Origin of the sequence: Conexibacter arvalis, from assembly GCF_014199525.1 — a bacterium.
Taxonomy (GTDB): domain Bacteria; phylum Actinomycetota; class Thermoleophilia; order Solirubrobacterales; family Solirubrobacteraceae; genus Conexibacter; species Conexibacter arvalis.
Genome location: NZ_JACHNU010000002.1, coordinates 601,700 through 623,429, shown reverse-complemented (window position 1 = coordinate 623,429; position 21,730 = coordinate 601,700). Strand labels below are relative to the sequence as shown.

The 21,730-nt window shown below is 74.3% G+C and carries 24 protein-coding genes; 9 read left to right on the top strand and 15 right to left on the bottom strand.

Going from position 1 to position 21,730, the window contains the following annotated elements; genetic code table 11:
* The first annotated feature begins 52 nt into the window (after nt 1-52).
* On the top strand, nt 53-235 hold the full coding sequence (locus BDZ31_RS11535) for a rubredoxin (RefSeq protein WP_183342143.1): 183 nt from the start codon (nt 53-55) through the stop codon (nt 233-235).
* 1 nt (nt 236) lies between these two features.
* On the opposite strand, the gene bioA is transcribed toward BDZ31_RS11535, so the two are convergent.
* The gene (bioA, locus tag BDZ31_RS11530; protein WP_183342142.1) at nt 237-1,616 is read right to left on the bottom strand and encodes an adenosylmethionine--8-amino-7-oxononanoate transaminase; all 1,380 of its coding nucleotides are present in this window, start codon (nt 1,614-1,616) and stop codon (nt 237-239) included.
* 17 nt (nt 1,617-1,633) lie between these two features.
* On the opposite strand from bioA, the gene BDZ31_RS11525 reads away from it, so the two are divergent.
* Nucleotides 1,634-3,145 carry a fused MFS/spermidine synthase gene (locus tag BDZ31_RS11525; protein ID WP_183342141.1) on the top strand — a complete coding sequence of 504 codons (1,512 nt, stop codon included), beginning with the start codon at nt 1,634-1,636 and terminating at the stop codon, nt 3,143-3,145.
* 82 nt (nt 3,146-3,227) lie between these two features.
* On the opposite strand, the gene BDZ31_RS11520 is transcribed toward BDZ31_RS11525, so the two are convergent.
* From BDZ31_RS11520 to bioB, 7 genes are all read right to left on the bottom strand, one after another.
* Nucleotides 3,228-3,653, bottom strand: a complete 426-nt coding sequence (locus tag BDZ31_RS11520; protein ID WP_183342140.1) for a helix-turn-helix transcriptional regulator — start codon at nt 3,651-3,653, stop codon at nt 3,228-3,230.
* 246 nt (nt 3,654-3,899) lie between these two features.
* Nucleotides 3,900-4,664 (bottom strand): hypothetical protein, encoded by a 765-nt coding sequence (locus BDZ31_RS11515; protein ID WP_183342139.1) that lies wholly within the window; start codon nt 4,662-4,664, stop codon nt 3,900-3,902.
* Nucleotides 4,665-4,958: 294 nt separating this feature from the next.
* Nucleotides 4,959-5,555, bottom strand: coding sequence for a TetR-type transcription factor C-terminal domain-containing protein (locus BDZ31_RS11510; protein ID WP_183342138.1), 597 nt, complete (start codon nt 5,553-5,555; stop codon nt 4,959-4,961).
* The gene (locus tag BDZ31_RS11505; RefSeq protein WP_183342136.1) at nt 5,552-6,361 is read right to left on the bottom strand and encodes an ABC transporter ATP-binding protein; all 810 of its coding nucleotides are present in this window, start codon (nt 6,359-6,361) and stop codon (nt 5,552-5,554) included. Before BDZ31_RS11505 ends, BDZ31_RS11510 begins: the two co-directional genes overlap by 4 nt.
* Nucleotides 6,362-6,669: 308 nt before the next feature.
* Nucleotides 6,670-7,350, bottom strand: coding sequence for a dethiobiotin synthase (gene bioD, locus BDZ31_RS11500; RefSeq protein WP_183342134.1), 681 nt, complete (start codon nt 7,348-7,350; stop codon nt 6,670-6,672).
* A 73-nt stretch (nt 7,351-7,423) separates the two neighbouring features.
* A complete protein-coding gene (gene bioF / locus BDZ31_RS11495) occupies nt 7,424-9,016 on the bottom strand; it encodes an 8-amino-7-oxononanoate synthase (protein WP_183342132.1) in 1,593 nt (530 codons plus the stop codon).
* Complete coding sequence (gene bioB / locus BDZ31_RS11490) at nt 9,013-10,248, bottom strand: biotin synthase BioB (protein ID WP_183342130.1); 1,236 nt, start codon at nt 10,246-10,248, stop codon at nt 9,013-9,015. Before bioB ends, bioF begins: the two co-directional genes overlap by 4 nt.
* 303 nt (nt 10,249-10,551) lie before the next feature.
* Here bioB and BDZ31_RS11485 point away from each other — a divergent pair, with 303 nt between their 5' ends.
* Complete coding sequence (locus tag BDZ31_RS11485) at nt 10,552-11,010, top strand: hypothetical protein (protein ID WP_183342128.1); 459 nt, start codon at nt 10,552-10,554, stop codon at nt 11,008-11,010.
* Nucleotides 11,011-11,073: 63 nt separating this feature from the next.
* Here the strand turns inward: BDZ31_RS11485 and BDZ31_RS11480 are convergent, their stop codons facing one another.
* Nucleotides 11,074-11,871, bottom strand: a complete 798-nt coding sequence (locus tag BDZ31_RS11480) for an enoyl-CoA hydratase-related protein (protein WP_183342126.1) — start codon at nt 11,869-11,871, stop codon at nt 11,074-11,076.
* A complete protein-coding gene (locus BDZ31_RS11475) occupies nt 11,871-12,083 on the bottom strand; it encodes a biotin/lipoyl-binding carrier protein (protein WP_183342124.1) in 213 nt (70 codons plus the stop codon). The genes BDZ31_RS11480 and BDZ31_RS11475 overlap by 1 nt, the downstream gene beginning before the upstream one ends.
* A gap of 79 nt (nt 12,084-12,162) precedes the next feature.
* Between BDZ31_RS11475 and BDZ31_RS11470 the strand changes: the two genes are divergently transcribed.
* Together BDZ31_RS11470 and BDZ31_RS11465 are read left to right on the top strand one after the other, a co-directional pair.
* Nucleotides 12,163-12,894, top strand: coding sequence for a glycosyltransferase family 2 protein (locus tag BDZ31_RS11470; RefSeq protein ID WP_183342122.1), 732 nt, complete (start codon nt 12,163-12,165; stop codon nt 12,892-12,894).
* Between the two features lie 73 nt (nt 12,895-12,967).
* Nucleotides 12,968-13,780, top strand: a complete 813-nt coding sequence (locus BDZ31_RS11465) for a lysophospholipid acyltransferase family protein (RefSeq protein ID WP_183342120.1) — start codon at nt 12,968-12,970, stop codon at nt 13,778-13,780.
* A gap of 7 nt (nt 13,781-13,787) precedes the next feature.
* Here BDZ31_RS11465 and BDZ31_RS11460 read toward each other — a convergent pair whose 3' ends face one another.
* The gene (locus BDZ31_RS11460; RefSeq protein WP_183342118.1) at nt 13,788-14,693 is read right to left on the bottom strand and encodes an N-acyl homoserine lactonase family protein; all 906 of its coding nucleotides are present in this window, start codon (nt 14,691-14,693) and stop codon (nt 13,788-13,790) included.
* Nucleotides 14,694-14,750: 57 nt separating this feature from the next.
* On the opposite strand from BDZ31_RS11460, the gene BDZ31_RS11455 reads away from it, so the two are divergent.
* The 3 genes from BDZ31_RS11455 to BDZ31_RS11445 all read left to right on the top strand — a co-directional run bounded on the left by BDZ31_RS11455 (nt 14,751) and on the right by BDZ31_RS11445 (nt 17,116).
* The gene (locus BDZ31_RS11455) at nt 14,751-15,332 is read left to right on the top strand and encodes a hypothetical protein (protein WP_183342116.1); all 582 of its coding nucleotides are present in this window, start codon (nt 14,751-14,753) and stop codon (nt 15,330-15,332) included.
* Nucleotides 15,333-15,474: 142 nt separating this feature from the next.
* Nucleotides 15,475-15,996 carry an inorganic diphosphatase gene (locus BDZ31_RS11450; protein ID WP_183342114.1) on the top strand — a complete coding sequence of 174 codons (522 nt, stop codon included), beginning with the start codon at nt 15,475-15,477 and terminating at the stop codon, nt 15,994-15,996.
* Nucleotides 15,997-16,015: 19 nt separating this feature from the next.
* Entirely contained in the window at nt 16,016-17,116 is a 1,101-nt protein-coding gene (locus BDZ31_RS11445) for an aminotransferase class V-fold PLP-dependent enzyme (protein ID WP_183342111.1), read from the top strand.
* Nucleotides 17,117-17,158: 42 nt separating this feature from the next.
* Here BDZ31_RS11445 and BDZ31_RS11440 read toward each other — a convergent pair whose 3' ends face one another.
* Nucleotides 17,159-17,986, bottom strand: a complete 828-nt coding sequence (locus tag BDZ31_RS11440) for an SDR family NAD(P)-dependent oxidoreductase (protein ID WP_183342109.1) — start codon at nt 17,984-17,986, stop codon at nt 17,159-17,161.
* A gap of 202 nt (nt 17,987-18,188) precedes the next feature.
* Between BDZ31_RS11440 and BDZ31_RS11435 the strand changes: the two genes are divergently transcribed.
* Entirely contained in the window at nt 18,189-18,902 is a 714-nt protein-coding gene (locus tag BDZ31_RS11435) for a c-type cytochrome (RefSeq protein WP_183342107.1), read from the top strand.
* Here the strand turns inward: BDZ31_RS11435 and BDZ31_RS11430 are convergent.
* From BDZ31_RS11430 to BDZ31_RS11420, 3 genes are read right to left on the bottom strand one after another with little or no spacing between them, the layout of a single operon-like run.
* Nucleotides 18,899-20,101 carry an acyl-CoA dehydrogenase family protein gene (locus BDZ31_RS11430; protein ID WP_183342105.1) on the bottom strand — a complete coding sequence of 401 codons (1,203 nt, stop codon included), beginning with the start codon at nt 20,099-20,101 and terminating at the stop codon, nt 18,899-18,901. The two genes, BDZ31_RS11435 and BDZ31_RS11430, sit on opposite strands and share 4 nt — an antisense overlap.
* Nucleotides 20,098-20,496: a cupin domain-containing protein gene (locus BDZ31_RS11425; protein ID WP_183342103.1), complete on the bottom strand. Its 399-nt coding sequence runs from the start codon at nt 20,494-20,496 to the stop codon at nt 20,098-20,100. Before BDZ31_RS11425 ends, BDZ31_RS11430 begins: the two co-directional genes overlap by 4 nt.
* A gap of 10 nt (nt 20,497-20,506) precedes the next feature.
* Nucleotides 20,507-21,697 carry an acyl-CoA dehydrogenase family protein gene (locus BDZ31_RS11420; RefSeq protein ID WP_183342101.1) on the bottom strand — a complete coding sequence of 397 codons (1,191 nt, stop codon included), beginning with the start codon at nt 21,695-21,697 and terminating at the stop codon, nt 20,507-20,509.
* Between the last annotated feature and the right edge of the window lie 33 nt (nt 21,698-21,730).

Sequence of the window (21,730 nt, the reverse complement as noted above, 5' to 3'; positions counted from 1 at the left end):
CGGCGCACCCTACCTAGATGTCCGCCCCCAACGTGCGCGGTACCGTGTCGGCATGAGCACAACTCAGACCTCCCAGAAGTGGATCTGCGAGTCCTGCGGCTTCATCTACGACCCGGAGGACGGCGACCCGGACGGCGGGATCCCGGCAGGCACCGCCTTCGAGGACATCCCGGAGACCTGGTTCTGTCCCGTCTGCGGCGCTCGCAAGCGCGACTTCGTCCCGTACGAGGACTGATCTAGGCGACGGGCGCCGGACGACCGGCGCTCCCGCCCCGGCTTCCCGCGCCGCCGTCCGCGGTCGCGCCCGCGGTCGCCTGCGCGATCGCGCCCGCCGTGATCTCGACGAGCCGTCGCAGCTGCTCCGGCGCGATCGACAGCGGCGGCATCAGCACGACGACGTCGCCGAGCGGGCGGACGATCGCGCCGCGTCGGCGGGCGGCCAGCGTCACCCGGTGGCCGGTCCGCAGCGCGGGGTCGAAGCCGGCCAGCTCGATCCCGACCATGAAGCCGCGCTGGCGGATCTCGGCGACCGCCTCCAGCGGCGCCACGCGCGCCGCCAGCTCCCGCTCCAGCAGAACGATCTTCGGCTGCAGCATCTCGAGCGTGCGCTCGGAGTCGAACAGCTCGAGCGTCGCCAGCGCGGCGGCGCACGCGAGCGGGTTGCCGGTGTAGGTGTGGCCGTGGAAGAAGGTGCGGTAGTCGGCGTGGGCACCGAGGAAGCCGTCGTGGATCGCCTCGGTCGCGAGCGTCGCTGCAAGCGGCAGGTAGCCGCCGGTCAGCCCCTTCGCGACGCACATCAGGTCGGGCGAGACCTGCTCGTGCTCGCACGCGAACATGCGGCCGGTGCGCCCGAAGCCGGTCGCGACCTCGTCGCAGATCAGCAGCACGCCGTGGCGGTCGCACAGCTCCCGCACGGCGCGCAGGTAGCCCGGCGGCTGCAGCAGCATCCCGGCCGCGCCCTGCACGAGCGGCTCGACGATCACGGCGGCGACCTCGGCGCCGTGCCGCGCCAGCGTCCGCTCGAGCGCCTCGGCGTCGCCGGCCGCGACCCGGAGCGCGTCGAACAGCAGCGGCCGGTAGCGGGAGTGGAAGAGGTCGATCCCGCCGACCGAGACCGAGCCGAGCGTGTCGCCGTGGTACGCGTTCTCGAGGCAGACGAAGCGCGTGCGCGCCGGCTCGCCCCGCTGCGCCCACCACTGGAACGCCATCTTCACCGCGATCTCGACGGCCGTCGAGCCGCTGTCGGAGTAGAAGACGCGCGTCAGCCCCGCCGGCGCCAGGTCGCGCAGCCGCCGCGCCAGCTCGATCGCCGGCGGGTGGGAGAGGCCGAGCATCGTCGTGTGCGCGACGCGGTCGAGCTGCGCCCGGATCGCGGCGTCGATCGCGGGATGGCGGTGGCCGTGGACGTTGCACCACAGCGACGAGACGCCGTCGATGTAGGCGTTGCCGTCGGTGTCGAAGAGCGTCGCGCCCTCGGCGCGGGCGATGATCGGCGCCGCCTCCTCGCTCCAGCCGAGCTGCTGCGTGAAGGGATGCCACAGCACCTCGCGGTCGAGCGCGGCCAGCTCTGCGGTCTCCATGGCGCGGACGCTACGGACGTCCGCGGACGGGACCATCTACGCTTCCGGCCAGCGTGCCCCTTCGCCGCATCTACGCGCTCACCTTCGTCGCCGGCTCCGCCTCCCTCGGCGGGGAGATCGCCGCCGCGCGGCTGATGGCGCCGTGGTTCGGCGACTCGACGCTGATCTGGGCCAACACGATCGGCGTCGTGCTGGTCGCGCTGTCGGTCGGCTACTGGCTCGGCGGCAGATTGGCCGACCGCGACCCGTCGCTGAGACGGCTGGGCCAGATCCTGCTCGTCGCGGCGGCGATGTTCGCGGTGCTGCCGTTCTTCGCCGGCCCGTTCCTGCACGTCTCCGTCGACGCGCTCGACACCGTCTCGGCCGGCGCCTTCGTCGGCTCGCTGCTGGCCGTGCTGGTGCTGCTGGCGGTGCCGATGATCGTGCTCGGGACGGTGTCGCCGTACACGGTCAAGCTGACCGTCTCCAGCGTCGAGGAGGCCGGCAGCGTCGTCGGCCGCCTGTACGCGATCTCGACGCTCGGCTCGCTCGCCGGCACCTTCCTCAGCTCGCTGCTGCTGATCCCCTTCCTCGGCACGCGCCGCACCTTCCTGCTCTACGCGATCGCGCTCGCGATCGTCGGCGTCGCGGCGCTGCGCAGCCGCCGCTGGGCGCTCGCGCCGGTCGCGATCGCCTTGCTGATGGCGCTGCCGGTCGGGACCGTCAAGGCGGTCGAGAACGGCAAGGTGATCTGGGAGAAGGAGACGCTCTACCAGTACGCCCGCGTGATCGAGGAGCCCGACGGCGACCGCCGCCTGGAGCTGAACGAGGGCCAGGCCGTCCACTCGGTCTACTCGCCGCACAGGATGCTGACTGGCAACTACTGGGACGAGTTCCTGACGCTGCCGATCGCCGCGCGGCCGGACGGGACGCCGCCGAGATCGGTGCTGATCCTCGGCAACGCCGCCGGCACGACCGCGCGCCAGTACGGCCACTACTTCCCGCAGACGCGCGTCGACGGAGTCGAGCTCGACGGCGCGCTGAACGAGATCGCCGGGACGCTGTTCGACCTCAACAGGGAGAACGCGCCGAACGTCCACCTGCACACCGCCGACGCGCGGCCGTTCCTGCGCGCCTCCGACCGCAGATGGGACGCGATCTTCGTCGACGCCTACCGCCAGCCGTACGTGCCGTTCTACCTCGCCACGCGCGAGTTCTTCGAGCTCGCGCAGGAGCGGCTCAACCCGGGCGGGGTCGTGCTCGTCAACATCGGCCACCCGGAGTCCTCCGACGCGCTGGAGGAGGTGCTGACGGCGACGATGCGCGACGTCTTCACGACCGTCGTGCGCGACCCGAGCCAGGCGGTCAACACGGTCGCGATGGCGAGCGACGCGCCGATCTCGGCCGAGACGCTGCGCCGCGCGATCCCCGACCTGCCCGCCGAGCTGCGCCCGGTCGCGGCCGCGACCGCCGGGCGGATCGAACCGGGGCTGAGCGGCGGGCGCGTCTACACCGACGACGTCGCGCCGGTCGAGTGGCTGATCGACGCCTCGATCGTCGAGGTCGCCGCCTCCGGCGAGCGCTGAGCGGCCGGGCGGGCGGGCGACGCGTCGCGCGGCGTGCTGCGTGTCAGGCGGGCGGCCGGAGCGGTCGCCGCGCCGTCGCCGCTCAACGGCCGTTCACGACCGGCCCGAACCGCTCCCACGCGCGCTCGTAGGAGGCGACGAGCGCCGCGATCGCGCCGGCAGCTTCCTCGTCGCGGCCGCCGCCCAGCTCCGCGACGGCGCCGAGCAGCCGCGCGCGGCGGGCATGCTCGCCGAGCTCCTCGACGACCCACGCGGCGAAGGCGCGCTCGCCGGCGGCGGTCGCGCGGTAGTGGACCTTCGGCTGGCGCACCGGCTCGGCGGCCGGGGGCGCCGGCAGCGGCTCGATCAGCCCGCCGCGCTGGAGCGCGTCGAGCGCTCCGTAGACGTGCGAGCGGCTGACGGCGAGCAGGTCGCCGAAGCGCGTCTGGAGCCGCCTGCTCAGCTCGTATCCGTAGCTCGGACGCTCGATCACGAGACCGAGCACCGCCAAGTTGACCGTCGTCCTCACACGACCCCCGCCCCTGGGCCCGCCGCTCCCGGCGGCTGTTCACATCGCGACGTGCCGAACGCTAGAGGACGGTCCAGACAGAGCGTCGACGCGCCCGCTCAGCGAGCGCGGCCGCTCGACGACTGCGCCGGCCCAGCGAATGCGCCGGCCCAGCGAACGCGCGGGCCCAGCGAATGCGCCGGCCCAGCGAATGCGCCGGCCCAGCGAGTGCGCCGGCCCAGCGAGCGACGCTCAGCGAACGCCCGCTCAGCGAGCGCGGCCGCGCAGCGCGAAGGCCGCCGTGGCGCCCCTGCCGCCCTCGTCGACCGGCGTCGCCGTCAGGCGGTAGCTGCCGGCGGCGAGCGCGCGACCGCCCCAGCGGCGACGCAGCTCGACGGCGTTGGCGCCTTCGACGCCGTCGACCGCGACGACCCCGCGCAGCGCGACCGTGCGGGTGCAGCGTCTGCCGGCGCGCTTGGCGGCGCGTCTGCGCGCGTGCTTGGAGCGCTTGCCGGCCGCGCGGGCGGGAGCGGCGACGCAGCGTCTTCGGCGCGTGACGCCGCTCTCGACGCGCGCGAGCGTCAGCTCGACCGCGCCCGGCAGGTCGAGCGAGAAGGCGACGCGCAGGCGCGTCGCTGCGCCTCTGCCGGCGACCGCCACGGCGAGGCCGCCGACGGTCGGCGCGAGCGGCTCGCAGTCGTCGAGCCACGTCTCGTCGTCGACCCACGCCTCGTCGTCCTCGCTCCACTCCTCGCTGTCCTTGGCGCCCGATGCGCGCAGGGGCTCCACCTCGAGCGCGACGTCGCACAGCTCGGCGTCGTCGCCGGAGCCGTCGTCCCAGCTCTCCTCGCACGGCGGCAGGTCGACCTCGGGATCGTCGCTGCAGGCGTCGTCGTCGACCCACGTCTCGTCGTCGACCGCGGCGGCGGCGAGCGGGGCGGAGGGCGGCGCGGCCGCGGCGAGCGCCGCGGGGCCCGCGGCGAGCAGGAGCGCCAGCGCGCTCAGCAGGGGGACCAGCAGGCGTCGGGACATGGCCAGCGGATCGGCGCGGGGCGCGCGCCGCTTGAGCCTCCTGGACAAGCCTCCGAGACGCCGACGCGCCCGCTCGCGCCGCGGGCCCAGCCCGTTCCCGCCGCACCGGCCGCTCGCAGCGCGCCGCCGGCTGCCGCCGTGCCGGCCGCTCCCGCCGCCGCCGGGCCGCTCGCGCCGCGCCGGCCGCTCTCGCCGCGGCGTCCGCTCGCGCCGCGCCAGCCGCTCCCACCGCTGAGTCCGCTCGCGCCGCGGCGTCCGACCCGGCGGAGAGGGCCAGGGCTCGGCGGCGCGTGGCTATGCCGCGACGCTTCGCAGCGCCCGCCGCGTCACCGCCGCCGTCGCCTGCTCGGGCGGCCAGCGGTGCGAGAGGCGCAGGTGGCGGTAGGTCCACGCCAGCAGGTTGAAGAGGACGGTCGCGGTCTCCTCGACGTCTTCGGGCGCGAGCGTGCCGTCGGCGGCGCCGTCGCGCAGCAGCGCCTGCAGCGGCGCCGTGAAGACCTCCTGGGTCAGCGCGCGCTCGCCCGGCTCGTGGAAGATCGCGTCGCGCTCGGCGCTGTCGAGCGCGGCCAGCAGCGCGAGGTTCTCCTCGGTCACCTCGCAGAGGGCGCGCAACGCCAGCTCCAGCCGCTCGGCGCCGCTGCCGGCGGCGGTCAGCGCGGGCCACAGCGCGCGTCGGTAGTCGTCCTCCAGCAGCGCGCCGAGCGCCCGCAGCACGTCCTCGCGGCGGATGCCGCGGCGGTGGAGGGTCATCCGCGAGACGCCGAGCGCGGCGGCGAGCCGCTCCATCGTCGCGGCCTCCCAGCCGTCGCGCTCGATCGCCTCGCGCGCGCGGCGCAGCGCGTCGGCGTCGGCGAGGCCCGGCGCCGTCACGTCGCGCGGTCGCGCGCTCACCACGCGGCCTCCGCGCGCGCCAGCCAGCGTCCGCCGAGGCGGTCGACGACGACCGGCGTGCCGAAGCACTCCGACAGCGGCCCGGAGGCGATCGTCTCGTGCGCCGGCCCGGCCGCGACGACCGCGCCGTCGCGCAGCAGCAGCGCGTGCGTCGTCGAGCTCGGCAGCTCCTCGACGTGGTGGGTGACGGTGACGGTTGCGGTCGCCGGCTCCTCGGCGGCGATCGTCGCGACGGCCGCCAGCAGCGCCTCGCGACCGGGGAGGTCGAGGCCGGTCGCCGGCTCGTCGAGCAGGAGCAGCGCCGGTCGCCGCATCAGCGCTCGGGCGAGCAGGATCCGCTGGCGCTCGCCCTGGGAGCACTCGTCGTAGGGGCGGTCGGTCTTGTCGCCGCACCCGAACCGCGCCAGCAGCCCGCGCGCCCGCTCGCGCTCCGCGGCGCCGATGCGGTCGCGACGCAGCGCGATCGACGCGGTGGCGCCGGTCAGCACGACCTGCTCGGCGGTCATCCGCTGGCGGAAGGCGCGGGCCGCTCTCGCCTCGACGAGGCCGATCCGCGTGCGCAGCTCGCGCAGGTCGACGCGGCCGAGCCGGCTGCCGAGCACGTCGGCGGTGCCGGCGCTCGGATGGTGGACGGCGCCGGCGACGTTCATCAACGTCGTCTTGCCGGCGCCGTTGGCGCCGAGCAGCGCCCAGTGCTCGCCGGGCCGGACGGTCCAGTCGACGTCGCGCAGCAGATGACGCTCGCGCTGGTGCTCGGGATCCCAGCGCCAGAGCGAGACGGACGAGAGGTCGAGCGCGGGGGTCATCGGCGACGATGGTACATGGGCGTAACAGCATGTGATGCATGCGTCACATGCCGCTGCCGCCGCGCGCTTACGTTCCTCTTAGGAACGGCTGAGCTTCGGCTGAGGACCACGGGATTGGATGGTCGCCACGGGGTGGGCTGAAGCCACTGGCCGAACCCGCTCCGTCCACTTCCCCCGCAGGACCTCTCCTCACAGGCTCCGTGCGCCCGGCTCCCGCCGGGCGCACGTGCTTCCGGACGCCCTCGGCGCGGGTCCGCGCAGCCGAGCCGCCACGCGACGAAGACGCTGGTCGGCCGCCGGCAGCGCGCTCAGCCGAGCCAGCGCGCGAGCGGGAGCGCAGCGCCGGCGGCGGCGAGCAGCGCGGGGTCGCCGCGGCGGAGGCGCGGAAGCGTCGCCGTCTCGACCGCGCCGAGCCGCTCGATCGTCGCGCGGTTGTCGGCCTCGATCGTGCTCGGCGCCTCCGGCCACGGCCCGAGCACGACGCCGGCGACCGTCAGCCCGGCGGCGCGGGCCGCGGCGAGCGTCAGCAGCGTGTGGTTGATCGTGCCGAGCCCCGGTCGGGCCGCGATCACGAGCGGGAGTCCGGTGTCGCGGGCGAAGTCGCGGACCAGCCAATCGCGCGCCAGCGGGACGAGCAGTCCGCCGACGCCCTCGGCGACGACGACGTCGGCGTCCGCCGCGACGGCGGCGAAGGCGGCGCGCAGGCGGGCCGGGTCGAGCGGTTCGCCGGCAAGCTCGGCGGCGAGGTGGGGCGAGACGGGCGGGCCGAAGCGGACCGGCGCGACCGCCGCCGGATCGGACCCGGCCGCGGCCGCCAGCAGGACGTGGTCGGGCGGCCAGTCGCGGTCGGCCGGCTCGTCGAGGCCGGTCACGACCGGCTTGAAGGCGGCGACGCGCTCGCCGCCGGCCCGCAGCGCCGCGGCGATCGACGCGGCGAGCACCGTCTTGCCGACCCCGGTGTCGGTGCCGGTGACGAAGCAGCCGCGCACGCTCACACCGCGCCGTGCCGCCGGGCCGCGCCGTGTCGGCCGCCGAAACCCGCCTGCTGCACGCGGCCTGCTCCTACGCGGCGTGCTCGACGAGCGCGCCGGGCGCCTCGGCGTCGAAGATCGCGGGCGCGGGCGGCCGCTGCGCGTCGCGGCGGGCAGGGCGGTCGTCGCGCTCGCCGTCGAACGGGCGTGCGCCGCCGGCGGCCGGCTTGCGCCGCTCGACCCACAGCTCGCCGTCGCCGTCGTCCCACAGCGTCGCGGGGCGTGCTCTCCCGCGCCGTGCGCCGTCGCCGGGCGGCGCGGCGGACGGGTCGGCCGCGCCCAAGGCGTCGCGCGAGCCGCCGACCACCGCCGCGGGGCGCGACCGGGGCGGTGCGGCGACCGCGTCGGCGAAGTCGCGGAAACGGCCGTCGGCGTCGTCGACGTCGCGGAAGCGCCCGTCGCCGGCCGGAAGCGGCTCGAGCTCCTGCGCCGCCGCGTGCTGTCGGCGCAGCTCCTCCGGGCGGATGCCGGCGGCGGTGGCCGCCTGCGCCAGCGCCCGCGCGGCGTCGCGCAGCTCGCTCTTGCTGTGGGAGGCCATCACCGCCAGCCGCAGCCGCGAGCTGCCGAGGGGCACGGTCGGCGGCCGGATCGCCTGCGCGAAGACGCCGCGCTCGAGCGCCTTCTCGCAGGTCCGGACCGCCAGCTCGGCCTCGCCGAAGACGAGCGGAACGATCGGCGTGCGGGCGTCGGCGTCGACCTCGAAGCCGGCGGTCGCCAGCTCGGAGCGCAGCAGCGCCGCGTTGGCCTGCAGCTTCTCGACGCGGCGCGGCTGCTCCTCCAGGAGCGACAGCGCGGCGAGCGCTCCGGCGACGGCCGGCGGGCCCGGCGCGGTCGAGTAGATCAGCGCGCGCGAGGCGTTGACCAGGTACTTGGCCATCTGCAGGTCGCAGGCGACGTATGCGCCGTAGGAGCCGAGCGCCTTGCCAAGGGTGCCGACGATCACGTCGACGCCGTCCTCGCAGCCGGCCTCGGCGACCGCGCCGCGGCCGCCCGGCCCCAGCGTGCCGGTCCCGTGGGCCTCGTCGACGACCAGCCGCACGTCGTAGCGCTGCGCGAGCTCGACCAGCTCGGGCAGCGGCGCGACGTCGCCGTCCATCGAGAAGACGCCGTCCGTGACGATCAGCGCACCGCGGCCGTCCGCCTCGCGCAGACCCCATTCGAGGTGCTCGACGTCGCCGTGCTCGTAGATGAAGACGTCGGCGCGCGAGAGACGGCAGCCGTCGACGATCGAGGCGTGGTTGAGCTCGTCGGAGAAGACGACGTCGCCGGCGCGCGCGAGCGCCGAGACGACGCCGACGTTGGCCAGGTAGCCGGAGCCGAACAGCAGCGCCGCCTGGCGGCGCTCGAAGGCGGCGAGCCGCTCCTCGAGCCGGCGGTGGATCGTCATCGTCCCGGAGACGAGACGCGACGCCCCGGCGCCGACGCCCCACCGCATCGCCGCGTCCGCTGCCGCCTCGCGCACGGCAGGGTGGTCGGCCAGGCCGAGGTAGTTGTTGGAGCACAGCAGCAGGACCGGCTTGCCGTCGAGCACCACCCGCGGTCCCTGCGGCCCGCTGACCAGCCGCGTCCGCCGCGCGAGACCGAGCTGCTCCAGCTCGTCCAGCCGTGCCTCGATCTCGATCATCGCTGCGGCCCTCCGTGGCCGTCGTCGGCGCCTGCGGGGATCGCTTCGCCGTGTTCTCGTGTGGGGCGGCCGCGGCCGCGGTTGGGGGCGCCGTCCGGGCGCGGGGGGACGTTCGCCTTGCGGCGGAAGCGCAGCTGGGTCGCCGGGTCCCAGAGGCGCACGTCGAGCGCGCGTATCGCCTCGGCGGGGTCGGCGGTCGCGACGGCGAGGTGGTCGCCGACGACGTCGGGCGTCTCGCCCGCGAGCCACCCCGAGCGGTTGTCGGGCCGCGGGTTGCTGCCGTTGTCGGGCTGGCGGGCGACGTTCAGGCCGTGCCGCTCGAACAGCGCGCGGTCCTCGTCCGGCGTCGAGCCGAGCGTCGTCAGGAAGTTGCCCATCATGACGCCGTTGAGGCCGGCCTTGACGGCGATCTCCTGCAGCTCGCCGAGGTTCTCGACGCGGCCGCCGCAGAGGCGGAAGAGCGCGTCGGGGAGGATCAGCCGGAAGATCGCGATCCACTTGACCGCCTCCCACGGGTCCATGACGTCACGGTCGCCGAACTTCGTGCCGGGGCGGGGGTTGAGGAGGTTGATCGGGACGCTGGTCGGGTCGATCGCGGCCAGCTCGAAGGCCATCTCGACGCGCTGGGCGCGCGTCTCGCCGAGGTTGAGGATGCCGCCGACGCAGGTCTCCAGCCCGGCGTCGCGGAGCGCGTCGATCGTCCGCAGCCGCCCTTCGTAGCGGACGGTCGTCGAGACCTCCGGGTAGTACGACGCGGCCGTCTCGACGTTGTGGTGGACGCGCTGGACGCCGGCCTCCTTCAGCGCTCTGGCGCGCGCGGGGGAGAGGTGGCCGACCGAGGCGCAGCGCTTCAGGCCGGTCTCGCGCGCGACGAGGCGGACGCCCTCGAGCAGCTTGTCGAAGTCGCGTCTCGACAGGCCCTGGCCCTGCGTGACCATGCAGAAGCGGTGGGCGCCGGCGGCCTCGGCGGCGCGCGCGTGCTCGAGCACCTGCTCGGGCTCCATCATCGCGTGCAGCGGCGTGTCGGCCTCCGCGTAGCGCGACTGGGCGCAGAAGCCGCAGTCCTCGGCGCAGCCGCCCGACTTCGCGTTGACGAGCGAGCACATGTCGGTCGCGTCGCCGAAGCGCTCGACGCGTGCCCGCCACGCACGTTCGACCAGCGCCTCGATCTCGGCGCGATCTTCGATCTCGCCGAGGCGGTGCGCTTCCTCGCGTGTGATCAGCGGCGGCATGGCGGCGGTACCTCCGGGCTGGACGGGTGAGACGAGGTTATGGACACCGTCGGACGGCACTTTTCCCGCACGTTGCGGGAATTCCGGCCTCTCGCGCGCAGCCGGCCCGCTGCGACGGGGCCGGGTCATCTCTCACCGTCTACCTGAGGGTGAGATTTCGCCGTTGCGACGGCCTTTCGGCCGTTCGGGAGAGGGGTGGACGAATGTCCGGTCTGCCGACGCGCCGAGCGCGAGCCGCTGCCGTTGCCAGCACCACATCTCGCTTGCAAGCATCGACGCACCGGGATCTGGCAGAGGGTGATCGTGATCGGGATCGAGATCGAGGTTCGGACGGCGCCGACGCTGGCGCAGCGCTACGACCACGCGGCGCGGGAGCTTCTCGGCGAGGAGGTGCTCGCGGCGGCGCAGTTCCTGCGCCCGCGCGGCTGGCGGGCCTTCGGCCACGCGCTCGCGCGCCCGCCGGTCGGGCTGCTGCAGCGCGCACGCGGCCGGCGCGGTCAGGTGCGCCTTCCCGAGGCATGCCTGCTCGCCGTCACGCCGCGTGCCGTCCATCTGCTGCAGACGCGCGCGAAGCCGGGCGGCGGTCCCGTGCCGCGCGCGACCCGGCGGCTGGCGTCGTGGGATCGCGACGCGATCGACGTCGACGCCGCTGGCGAGGTGCGCGGGACGAAGGTGACGATCGCGCCGCGCGGCGACGCGCCGGTCGAGCTGTACGCCCCGCCGAGCGAGCTGACCGCGCGGGTGCTGCGCGAGCTGCTCTGAGCGGGCACGCGCCGCGCAGCAGCCGCAGCCGCGCCGCGCGGCCGCGCCGCCGCGCCGCGCCTCCTACCGCCCGCGCCAGGCCGGCGGCCGTTTCTCCGCGAAGGCGACGAGGCCCTCGCGCAGGTCCTCCGACAGGAACGCCGCCCTGCGCTCGGCGTCGAGCGCGGCCGCGACGTCCGGCGCCAACGCTCCTCCGGCGGCGGCGACGGCGCCGATCGCGGCCTTGTTGCCGCGCAGCGACAGCGGCGCGTTGGCGGCGATCTCGCGTGCCAGCTCCAGCGCCGCGGCGGGCAGCTCCTCGGCCGCGACGACCGCGTTGACCAGGCCCCACCGCTCGGCGGTCTCGGCGTCGATCCGGCGGCCGGTGAGGAACAGCTCGCTGGTGCGCGCCGTGCCGATCGCGCCGACGAAGCAGTTGATCCCCGCGTGGTTGTAGACGACGCCGAGCTTCGCCGGCGGCATCCCGAGCTGGACGCCGGCGGCCGCGATCCGCAGGTCGCAGGTGATCGCCAGCTCCAGCCCGCCGCCGATCGCGTAGCCGTTGAGCGCGGCGACGACGGGGTACGGATAGGCGGCGACGGCGGCGAGCGCGTCCTGGAAGGGATGGCCGTCGCTGTCGTCGTAGCCCTCGGTGGTGAGCGCGCCGATGTCGTAGCCGGCGCAGAAGGCGCGCCCTTCGCCGGTCAGCAGCACGCAGCGCGCGTCGAGCTCGGCGAGCGTCGTCGTGAGCGAGCGCAGCAGCGGCGCGTCGAGCGCGCCCCGCTTGGCGGGGTTGGAGATCGTCAGCCGCGCGACGCCGGGAGCCGGCTCGGCGACGAGCAGGCGACCGCCGTCGGGCGCGGCCTCGTCGGCAGCGGCCACTACTCGAGCACGACGAGCGTGTCGCCCTCGGAGACGGCCTGGCCCTCGGCGCAGCGGATCTCCTTGACGACGCCGGGGTCCTCGGCCTCGACCGGCATCTCCATCTTCATCGACTCGAGGATCACGACCGTGTCGCCCTCGTCGATCGTGTCGCCGACCTCGACTTCGACTCTCCAGACCGTGCCGGTGATGTGGGCCTCGACGTCAGCCACAGTGACCTCCTAAGAAGATGCGCTCGGGGTGCGGCGCCGCAGACCGGACCGCCGGGCGGCAGAATAGCCGCCGCATCCGATGTCGCACGACGCTTCCCCCCAGACGCCCGAGCCGACCCCGCCGCCCGTCGGGCGGCCGCCGGTCGTGCTGATCGCCGCCCACGACGAGGCCGACCGCCTGCCGGCGACGCTGGCGGCGCTGCGGGCCGCCTTCCCCGGCGCGCGCGTCGTCGTCGCCGACGACGGCTCGACCGACGGCACCGCCGCCGTCGCCGCCGCGCACGGTGCCGAGGTCGCGCGCTCGGAGCGCAACGTCGGCAAGGGCGGCGCCGCGACGCTCGGCGCCCAGCGGCTGCTCGCGCTGGCGCGCGAGCCCGACCCGCCGGTCGTGCTGCTCTGCGACGGCGACCTCGCGACCAGCGCCGACGCGCTCGGCGAGCTGGTCGAGACGGTCCGCCGCGGCGACGCCGACCTCGCCGTCGCCGCCTTCGCGAGGCGGGTCGGCGGCGGCTTCGGCCTCGCCGTCGGCTTCGCGCGCTGGGCGATCAGGCGGCGCTGCGGCCTGGAGACGATCGCGCCGATCTCGGGCCAGCGGGCGCTGCGCGCCGACCTGCTGCCGGCGGTCGTCCCGTTCGCGCCGCGCTTCGGGATGGAGATCGGGATGACGATCGACGCCGTCCGCGCCGGCTACCGCGTGAAGGAGGTCGAGCTGCCGCTGACCCATCGCGCGACCGGCAAGACGCTGCAGGGCTTCCTCCACCGCGGCCGTCAGCTGAAGGACTTCGTCGCCGTCTACCTCGCGCGGCGGTAGCGGCCGCGCACGGCGCCCGCGCCCGCCGGCCCGGGCGCGTCACCGTGTCCAGGGCGGCGGTATCGTCCCGCCCATGGCCGAGGACGTGAAGCCGCCCGAGGGCGAGAAGCTGTCGAGCATGAAGGCGCAGGTCTACAAGGACTCGCGCGAGAAGGACTACTTCGACAAGTTCCACGAGCGGGCCCGCACGACCGAGCCGAACTTCGTCTACGAGGCGACCCGCGTCGTGACGGTCACGTGGGGGCTGCTCGCCTTCCGCATGCGCGGCTGGCACTCCGAGCGGGTGCCCAAGCGCGGCGCGGTGATCCTGGCTCCCAACCACGCCTCGTTCATGGACCATTTCTTCGCCGGCGCCTTCATCCGCCGTCGCGTCCGCTTCATGGCGAAGTCGCAGCTGTTCAAGAAGCCGATGGAGTGGATCTTCTCGCCCGGCGGCGTCTTCCCGGTCCGCCGCGGGGCGTTCGACGAGGACGCCTTCACGACCTCGCACTCGATCCTCGACCGCGAGGGCGCGCTCGTCATGTACTGCGAGGGTGGACGCTCGCGCACCGGCAGGGTCAGCGACAAGGCCCGTCCGGGGATCGGCCGCATCGCGCTGCAGTCGGGCGCGCCGGTCGTGCCGATCGCGATCCACGGCTCGGTCAAGGTCCGCAACTGGAAGAGACTCCAGTTCCCGAAGGTGACCGTCCTCTACGGGGAGCCGATCCGCTGGGAGCGGGTCGAGAGACCGACGCGCGAGCAGCAGCAGGAGGTCGCCGACGCGATCCTCACCGAGATCAAGGCGCTCTACGCGCAGCTGGAGCAGCTCGGGCCGAAGGGGATCGCGCAGCGGACGCGGGCCGAGCGGGCCGCCGCGGGCAAGCCGGCCGGCGGCGCCGCCGCCTGAGCGCGCCTCAGTCGTAGACCCGTTCGAGCCGGGGCCACGCCTCGGCGTCGTGGCCGGGGATCGCGAGCGCGCTGGGCGTCTGCTCGAGGTAGCGGGTGATCTCGCGCAGCGAGCGGCGGAAGCGGTGCTCGTCGTCGGTCAGCGCCGGCAGCGCGCCGTCGCGCAGCGTCCGCCACGTGTAGGCGGCGTCGCCGCACAGCAGCGCCTCGCGCCCGCCCAGGCGCAGCAGCACCGACTGGTGGCCGGCGGTGTGGCCGGGCGTCGACAGCAGCCGCACCGAGCCGTCGCCGAACAGGTCGAAGCTGCGCCCGAAGGTCGCGAACGAGTCGATCGCCGGCCCGTCGTAGTCGAGCGCGCGCCAGTCGAAGGCGTGGTCGAACTGACGCGGGTGGTAGCCGGCTCTCCAGCCGCGCGACGCGCCGGCCTCCCACTCGCGCCGGTCGACGACGAAGGTCGCCGCCGGAAACTCCGAGACGGCGCTCGCGTGGTCTATGTGCAGATGGGTCATGACGACCGTGCGGACGTCGGTCGGCGCGATCCCGCGCTGCTCCAGCTGGGCGGCGACGAGCTGCTCGCGGCTGGTGCGGACCGTGTAGAGGATCGCCCCGGCGCGGCCCATGTTCGCGCGCTGGCCGTCGACGACGCTCGGGTGGAAGCCGGTGTCGACGAGCAGCGCGCCGGCCGTCGGGTGCTCGACGAGGAAGGCGGGGACCGGGAGCGCCGCCCAGCGAGAGCGCGGGCCGAGCGCGCCGAGCGCCTCGCGCAGCCGCGCCGGCCCGGCGTCGCCGCGCTCGACGTAGCCGTGGGGCGCGAGCATCTCGCCGCAGAGCAGCGGGTGGAGGCGCACGGTCGCGCCCTCCTGCCCGCCGGGCAGCGGATGGGTCAGCGGCTTGGGCACGGTCGCGACGTCCATCGTCGGCAGCGAGCCTACCCGCGACACCGGAAAGGCGAGCAGGGTAGGGTCGCGACGATGGATCCCCGCACGCTGCTGCGCCCCGGCCTGCTCGACGGTCTCACGGTCGCGCTTGGAGGCGGCGGCGCCTTCGGGCCGGAGCTGGCCGCGCTCGGCGCGACGCCCGCGACGCTGCCGGTCACGCTCGACGACGAGTCCGCGGCCGAGCACGCGCGCGCCGCCCGCGTCGCGCACGGAGCGCTCGACGTGCTCGTCCACGACCTGCGGCCGCGCTTCGGCGCGGGCGGCGGCGAGGGGCTGCGCGCGGCGCTCGACAGCGCATGGGTGACCGTCCGCGCCGTCGCCGACGCCGCCTGGATCGGCGACGGTGCCGGCGACCCCGGCAAGGTGGTGCTCGTCGCGCCGCCGCCGCGCGCCGAGGACCCGGCCGCCGCCGGCGTGCGCGGCGCCGCCGAGAACATCGCCCGGACGCTGTCGATCGAATGGTCGCGCTACGGCATTCGCACGGTCGCGCTGACGCCGGGCGAGGCGACCGGCGACGGCGAGCTGGCCGCGCTCGTCGCCTACCTCGCCTCGCCGGCCGGCGACTACTTCTCCGGTACGCGGCTGGCGCTCGGCGAGCTGCCGGCGCCGGCCTGACCGCGCGACGCCGGACCGCCCGCCGGGGCCCCGCGCCGAGGCTCGAAGGCGGCGCGGTGAAGGTCCCTCACGCGCGCGCACGCGCGCGAACGGTGTCCGTCCTGACAGCGTTCCGGCGCGTGGCCCCGTATCGTAGGGGTGAATGAACGAGAATCTGCTCCACTGCCTGGTCGAGATTCCCAAGGGCAGCCGAAACAAGTACGAGTGGGACGAAGAGCTCGGCGCGATCAAGTTCGATCGCTTCCTCTTCTCCTCCGTGGTCTATCCGACCGACTACGGCTTCATCCCCGAGACGCTCGGCGAGGACGGCGATCCGCTCGACGCGATGGTCTGCGTCTCGGAGCCGACGTTCCCCGGCTGCGTGATCCCCGTCAAGCCGATCGCGCTGTTCAAGATGCGCGACGACAAGGGCGTCGACGACAAGGTGCTGTGCGTGCCGCTCGACGATCCGAACTGGAACTGGATGAACGGGCTCGATGACCTGTCGCTGCCGCTGCGCGACGAGATCTCCCACTTCTTCTCGATCTACAAGACGCCCGAGGGCAAGGTCGTGAAGGTCGACGGCTGGTTCCCGAAGGAGGCCGCGGTCGAGGTGATCGAGGAGTCGCACGCGCGCTGGAAGGAGCAGCAGGACGCGCGCGCGAAGGCCCTTCAGAAGGGCTGAGAGCGTCGCTCCCGATCTGATGGGAACCTCCGCGCTCGGACCGCTCGAGGAGCTGCGGGCGCAGTTTCCCGTCTGCGAGCGCGTCGCCTATCTCAACGCGGGCACCAACGGCCCGGTCGCGACGCGCGCCACGGAGGCTGCTCGCGCTCAGCTGGAGCGCGAGCAGGAGGACGGACGCGGCGGGATGCCGTTCTTCGTCGCGATGGGGGAGCAGGGCGAACGGCTGCGCGCGCTCTACGCCGCGCGCCTCGGCGCCGCCCCGGCCGACGTCGCGCTGACGACGTCGACGACCGACGGGATCGCGCGGGCGCTGCTCGCGCTCGACCTGAGGCCGGGCGAGGAGATCCTCACCAGCGACGAGGAGCACCCCGGCGTCTACGGCCCGCTGACCGCCCAGCGCCGGCGCGGGGTGGAGGTGCGCACGGCGCCCTTCGCAGACCTGGCGGACGCCGTCGGCCCGCGGACGAGGCTGGTCGTCTGCTCGCACGTCTCGTGGCGCAGCGGGCAGCTGGCGCCGTCCGCGCTGCGCGAGATCGATCCCCCGCTGCTGCTCGACGGCGCCCAGGGCGTCGGAGCGGTGCCGATCGACGTCGCCGCGCTCGGCGCCGACATGTACGCCGGCTCGGGCCAGAAGTGGCTGTGCGGCCCGTGCGGGCTGGGGATGCTCTACCTGTCGCCGGCGATCCGCGAGCGGCTCGCGCCGCCGAGCCCCGGCTACGTCAACCTCGCCGACGCCGGCGCCGGCCTCGACGCGATCCCCGCCGACGGCGGGTGCGCCTACGACACCCCGGCGCTGCCGCCGGCCTCGCTCGTCCACGCCGCGGCGACGCTCGAGCTGCTGGAGGAGACCGGCTGGGAGCGGGTCCACGCGCAGGCCCACGACCTCGCCGACCTCGCCGCCGCGCTGCTGCGCGAGCGCGGGCGCGAGGTGCTGGCGCGCGACCGCACGACGCTCGTGACCTGGCGCGAGCGCGACGCCGAGCGGCGCGTCGAGCGGCTGCTGGAGGCCGGGGTCGTCGTCCGCTCGCTGCCCGGCGAGGAGCTGCTGCGCGCGTCGTTCGGCGGCTGGAGCAGCGTGCAGGACCTCGAGCGGCTGCTCGAGGCCCTGCCGAAGCACTGAGCGCCGCGCCGCGCCGCCCGGAGCGGCCGCGGCGCGCCGGCGTCAGCCGGTCATCCCGCCGAACAGCCCGCCGGTCACGTGCAGCGTCTGGCCGTGGACGTAGTTCGACCACGGCGAGCAGAGGAAGAAGATGCCGCCGGCGGCCTCCTCGACCTTCGCCGGGCGCCCGAGCGGGATCAGCATCTGCGACATGCCGCGCAGCTGGTCGGGGATCCCGAGCTGGACCTCCTCGCCGTCGATCGTCATCTTGTTGGCGTCGTCCTTGGACTGCGTCAGGCGCGTGTCGATGAAGCCGAACGCGACCGCGTTGCAGTTGATCTTGAACTGGCCCCACTCCTTCGCCAGCGTCTTCGTGAGGCCGACGACGCCCGACTTGGCGGCGGCGTAGTTGGCCTGGCCCGCGTTGCCGAACGTCCCCGAGGTGGAGGAGACGTTGACGATCTTGCGGAAGACCTCGACGCCCTCCTCGCGCTCCTTCTTGGCCGGCTCGCGCAGGTGCGGCGCCGCCGCGCGGACGACTCTGAAGGGGACGGTGACGTGGATGTCGATCATCCGCTGCCACCAGTCGTCGCTCAGCTTGTGCGCCGGCGCGTCGAGCGTGTAGCCGGCGTTGTTGACGATGATGTCGATTCTGCCCCAGGCGTCGATCGCCGCCTGGACCAGCCTGTCGGGGGCGTCGCCCTTGGTCAGGTCCCCGGCGAAGACGGTCGTCTCGCCCGCGATCTCCGACGCGGTCTGCTGCGCGACGTCGCCGTCGAGGTCGTTGATCAGGACCTTCGCGCCCTGCTCGGACAGCAGCTCGGCGGTCGCGCGGCCGATCCCGCGCGCGCTGCCGGTGACGATCGCGACCTTGCCGTCGAGAACTCCCATGCACATCTCCTTGATGACCGTGGTCGGTGGGGCGGCGGACTCTATGGGCGGTCCGCCGCGACGGGCGCCGGTGGGACGCGGTGCGCCGGAAAGTCGCACGCACGCACCGGAAGACTGTTAGATTCGTCCGACCGCCCGCCCGCCGGTCGCCGGCCGGAAGGCGGAGACAACGGGGAACAGGGGGAACGAGGTGGACGATCGGATGCCGGCTCGGGGCGCGCTGCGCCGCGGGCTCCTGACGGCGGCCGCGTGCGCCGCGGCGGGGCTGGCCGCGGTGGCGGCCGGCTGCGGGTCGTCGGGCGACACGACGACGGTGACGGTGACGAGAACGGTCGCAGTGGAGCCGGCGACGCTCAGAAGCGCGAGCCTCGGCGCCCGCGTCTTCGCCGAGCACTGCGCCAGCTGCCACGGGATGAACGGCCGCACGCCGACCGGCACGACCGGCGAATACGGTCCCAACTTCGACGACGTCGAGCTGACCAGCCGCGCCTACGTCGACCATCGGATCGAGTACGGCGGCTACGGGATGCAGTCGTTCGCGACCGAGCTGACGCCGGACGAGCGGGAGGCCGTCGCCAGATACGTCCTGACCGGCGCCGGCAGCCGCGTCAGAGAGGTCGCGGTGCCGCGCGACCAGCTCGCGCAGGGGCGTCGCGTCTTCGAGCAGCACTGCAGAACCTGCCACTCGATCGAGGGCAGAGCGGCGACCGGCAGACCGACCTGGATAGGGACCGACTTCGGCGAGGTCAGGCCGAGCTACGACCTGGTCTACGAGAAGACGATCAACGGCTACTACTGGTGGATGCCGTCGTTCCGCGATCAGATGAGAACCGAGGAGATGGTGAAGGCGCTCGCCAGATACGTCGAGAAGGTCTCCGGCGGGCGCCCGTTCAGAGATCCCTTCGGGAATCCCTAGAGGCCCATCGTCTTGCCAAGGATCTCCTTCATCACCTCGTCGGTGCCGCCGCCGATCGGGCCGAGGCGCAGATCGCGGACGGCGCACTCGACGAGCGGGTCGGCGTGCTCGCCGGCGTCGAAGTGGAGCTGGAGGCAGCGGTCGGCGGCCTCGTAGGCGGCGCGCTGGGTGGCGAGCTTCGCCATCGTCACCTCGCGCACGCAGTCGGCGCCGGCGAGGTGGAGCCGCAGCGCGTGGTAGGTCAGCGCCCGGCCGGTCGCGAGCGTGGTCGCGACCTCGGCGACCTGGTGGCGGGCGCGCTGGCCCGGCCGGCGCCCGGCGACGGCCCGCGCGCGCAGCATCGCGACCGTCCGCTCCAGCACCAGCTCGACGGCGCCGAGCGCGCCGAGCGACATCATCAGCCGCTCCCAGGCGAAGTTGACCATGATCAGCTTGAAGCCGCCGTGCAGCTCGCCGAGCAGGTTCTCCTCGGGCACGAACAGGTCGTCGAAGGAGATCAACGCGGTGTCGGAGGCATGCCAGCCGAGCTTCTCGATCGGCCGCGCCTCGACGCCGGCGGCGCGCTCGCCGTCGGGCCCGCGCGTGTCGACGAGCAGGAACGAGATGCCGCGGTGGCCGCCCTCCGCGGTCGTCTTGACGGCCGTCACGACGAAGTCCGCCCGGACCCCGTTGGTGATGAACATCTTCGCGCCGTTGACGACGAAGCCGCCCTCGACGCGCTCGGCGCGGGTGCGGATCGCCGCGACGTCGGAGCCGGTGTCGGGCTCGGTGATGCCCAGCGCCGCGATCCGCTCGCCACGGATCCCGGGGCGCAGGTAGCGCTCGTGCTGGTCGGGCGTGCCGAACTTCCACACCGGCGGCAGCGCGATCCCGGCATGGGCGCCGATGCCGGCGCCGAGGCCGCCGGAGCCGCTGCGCGCCAGCTCCTCGGCGAAGACGGCGGCGCCGACCGCGTCGCCGGCGCCGCCGTGCTCGACCGGGAACTTCAACCCGACGTAGCCGCGTGCCGCGCAGTCGCGCAGCGCCGCGTCGGGGAAGGAGCGGGCCTCCTCCCACGCGGCGGCGTGCGGCGCCAGCTCGGACGCGACCCAGGCGCGGATCTCCGCCCGCAGCGCCTCGTGCGCGGGCGTCAGCGGCGGCAGCGGGCGCGGGCCGGCGGCGGTGCCGGCGCCGGCGCGCTCCAGCAGGTCCCCGCTCACCGCGTCTCGCTGCCGTCGTCCGCGACCTTCACGCCGTCGCGCTCGACGTAGCCGTCCTTGCCGCCGACGCAGACGTAGATCGCGTCGCCGTCGCCGACGTTGCGCAGCCGCCGCACCGTCGACGGCGCGACCCGCGCGAGGCCGCCGGGGCCGAGCTCGTGGGTCGTGCCGTCGCCGAAGGTGATCGCGATCCGCCCCTGGTGGACGAAGTACGTCTCCTCCTGGTGCTCGTGGTAGTGGTTGTTCGTGTCGTAGCCGGGCGGCAGCACGATCGCGTTGATGCCGAAGGCGGTGACGCCGAGCGGCTTGCGGATCTTGCGGAAGCCCCAGCCCTCGCCCAGCGCGTCGAGGCTGGCGACGGAGTAGCCCTCGGTGGAGACGATCTGGTCGCTCATCGCGCGCTCCTCACAGTCCGTAGGAGCGGCCGATGACGTCGAGCATGATCTCGTCGGTGCCGGCGCCGATGCGGTTGAGCCGCATGTCGCGCCAGACGCGCTCGATCCCGTACTCCTTCATGTAGCCGGCGCCGCCGTGGATCTGGATGCACTCGTCGGCGACCTCGACCGCGATCCGCGCTGCGTGAAGCTTCGCCATCGAGATCTCGCGCACCGGGTACTCGCCGTTCTGGAACCGCCAGGCGGTCGTGTAGACCATCTGCCGCGCCGACTCGATCTTCGTCGCCATCTCGGCGAACTTGTGGCGCGTCACCTGGAACTTGCCGATCTGGCGGCCGAAGGCGGTCCGCTCCTTCGCGTACTGGAGCGTGCGGTCGAAGGCGAACTGGGCACCCGCGACGCAGCCGGCGGCGCCGATCAGCCGCTCGCCCTGCAGCTCCCACATGATGTGGTAGAAGCCCTTGCCGACCTCGCCGAGGACGGCGCTGTCGGGCACGCGCACGTCCTGGAAGGCGAGCAGCGCGGTGTCGGAGGCGTGCATGCCGAGCTTCTCGAGCTTCTTCTCGCGGATCACGCCCGCGAGGTCCATGTCGACGATGAAGACCGTGTAGCCGTCGTAGCCCGCGTCGGCATCGCCGGTCTTCGTCAGCAGCACGATGTAGTCGGCGCGGTGCCCGTTGGTGATGTAGGTCTTGGAGCCGTTGATGACCCACTCGTCGCCGTCCTTGACGGCGCGCGTCTTGATGCCGGCGACGTCGGAGCCGGCGTCGGGCTCGGTTATGCCGATGCAGGCGATCTTCTCGCCTCTCATCGCGGGCGTGAGGTACCGCTGCTTCTGCTCCTCGGTGCCGAACGCGAGGATCGGCGGGGTCGCCATGTCGGTGTGGACGGCGACGCCCATCGCGAGGCCGCCGCTCTGCGCGCCCGCCATCTCCTCGGCGAGCACGAGGTTGGCGTAGTAGTCGCCGCCCTGGCCGCCGTACTGCTCCGGCACCGAGAGGCCGAGGAAGCCGAGCTCGCCCATCCGCCGGATGACCGAGTCGGGGAAGGTCGTCTCCTCCCACTCCTCGGCATGGGGCGCGAGCTCCTTGGCGACGAAGCGGCGGATCGACTCGCGGAGGCGCTCGTGCTCCTCCGTGAAGATGAAGTGCTTGCGCTGGGCGCCGAAGTCCGGCTTCAGCACGTCGGCGGCGGTGGCCATGCGGGCGTCTCTCCTCAGCTAGCTCGGCAGGGA

Coding starts and splice junctions, on each gene's coding strand:
- BDZ31_RS11535 (WP_183342143.1), top strand. CDS start 53: ATGAGCACAACTCAGACCTCCCAGAAGTGGATCTGCGAGTCCTGCGGC.
- bioA (WP_183342142.1), bottom strand. CDS start 1,616: ATGGTCCCGTCCGCGGACGTCCGTAGCGTCCGCGCCATGGAGACCGCA.
- BDZ31_RS11515 (WP_183342139.1), bottom strand. CDS start 4,664: ATGTCCCGACGCCTGCTGGTCCCCCTGCTGAGCGCGCTGGCGCTCCTG.
- BDZ31_RS11505 (WP_183342136.1), bottom strand. CDS start 6,361: ATGACCCCCGCGCTCGACCTCTCGTCCGTCTCGCTCTGGCGCTGGGAT.
- bioF (WP_183342132.1), bottom strand. CDS start 9,016: ATGATCGAGATCGAGGCACGGCTGGACGAGCTGGAGCAGCTCGGTCTC.
- bioB (WP_183342130.1), bottom strand. CDS start 10,248: ATGCCGCCGCTGATCACACGCGAGGAAGCGCACCGCCTCGGCGAGATC.
- BDZ31_RS11470 (WP_183342122.1), top strand. CDS start 12,163: ATGTCGCACGACGCTTCCCCCCAGACGCCCGAGCCGACCCCGCCGCCC.
- BDZ31_RS11465 (WP_183342120.1), top strand. CDS start 12,968: ATGGCCGAGGACGTGAAGCCGCCCGAGGGCGAGAAGCTGTCGAGCATG.
- BDZ31_RS11460 (WP_183342118.1), bottom strand. CDS start 14,693: ATGGACGTCGCGACCGTGCCCAAGCCGCTGACCCATCCGCTGCCCGGC.
- BDZ31_RS11455 (WP_183342116.1), top strand. CDS start 14,751: ATGGATCCCCGCACGCTGCTGCGCCCCGGCCTGCTCGACGGTCTCACG.
- BDZ31_RS11450 (WP_183342114.1), top strand. CDS start 15,475: ATGAACGAGAATCTGCTCCACTGCCTGGTCGAGATTCCCAAGGGCAGC.
- BDZ31_RS11445 (WP_183342111.1), top strand. CDS start 16,016: ATGGGAACCTCCGCGCTCGGACCGCTCGAGGAGCTGCGGGCGCAGTTT.
- BDZ31_RS11440 (WP_183342109.1), bottom strand. CDS start 17,986: ATGGGAGTTCTCGACGGCAAGGTCGCGATCGTCACCGGCAGCGCGCGC.
- BDZ31_RS11435 (WP_183342107.1), top strand. CDS start 18,189: ATGCCGGCTCGGGGCGCGCTGCGCCGCGGGCTCCTGACGGCGGCCGCG.
- BDZ31_RS11425 (WP_183342103.1), bottom strand. CDS start 20,496: ATGAGCGACCAGATCGTCTCCACCGAGGGCTACTCCGTCGCCAGCCTC.
- BDZ31_RS11420 (WP_183342101.1), bottom strand. CDS start 21,697: ATGGCCACCGCCGCCGACGTGCTGAAGCCGGACTTCGGCGCCCAGCGC.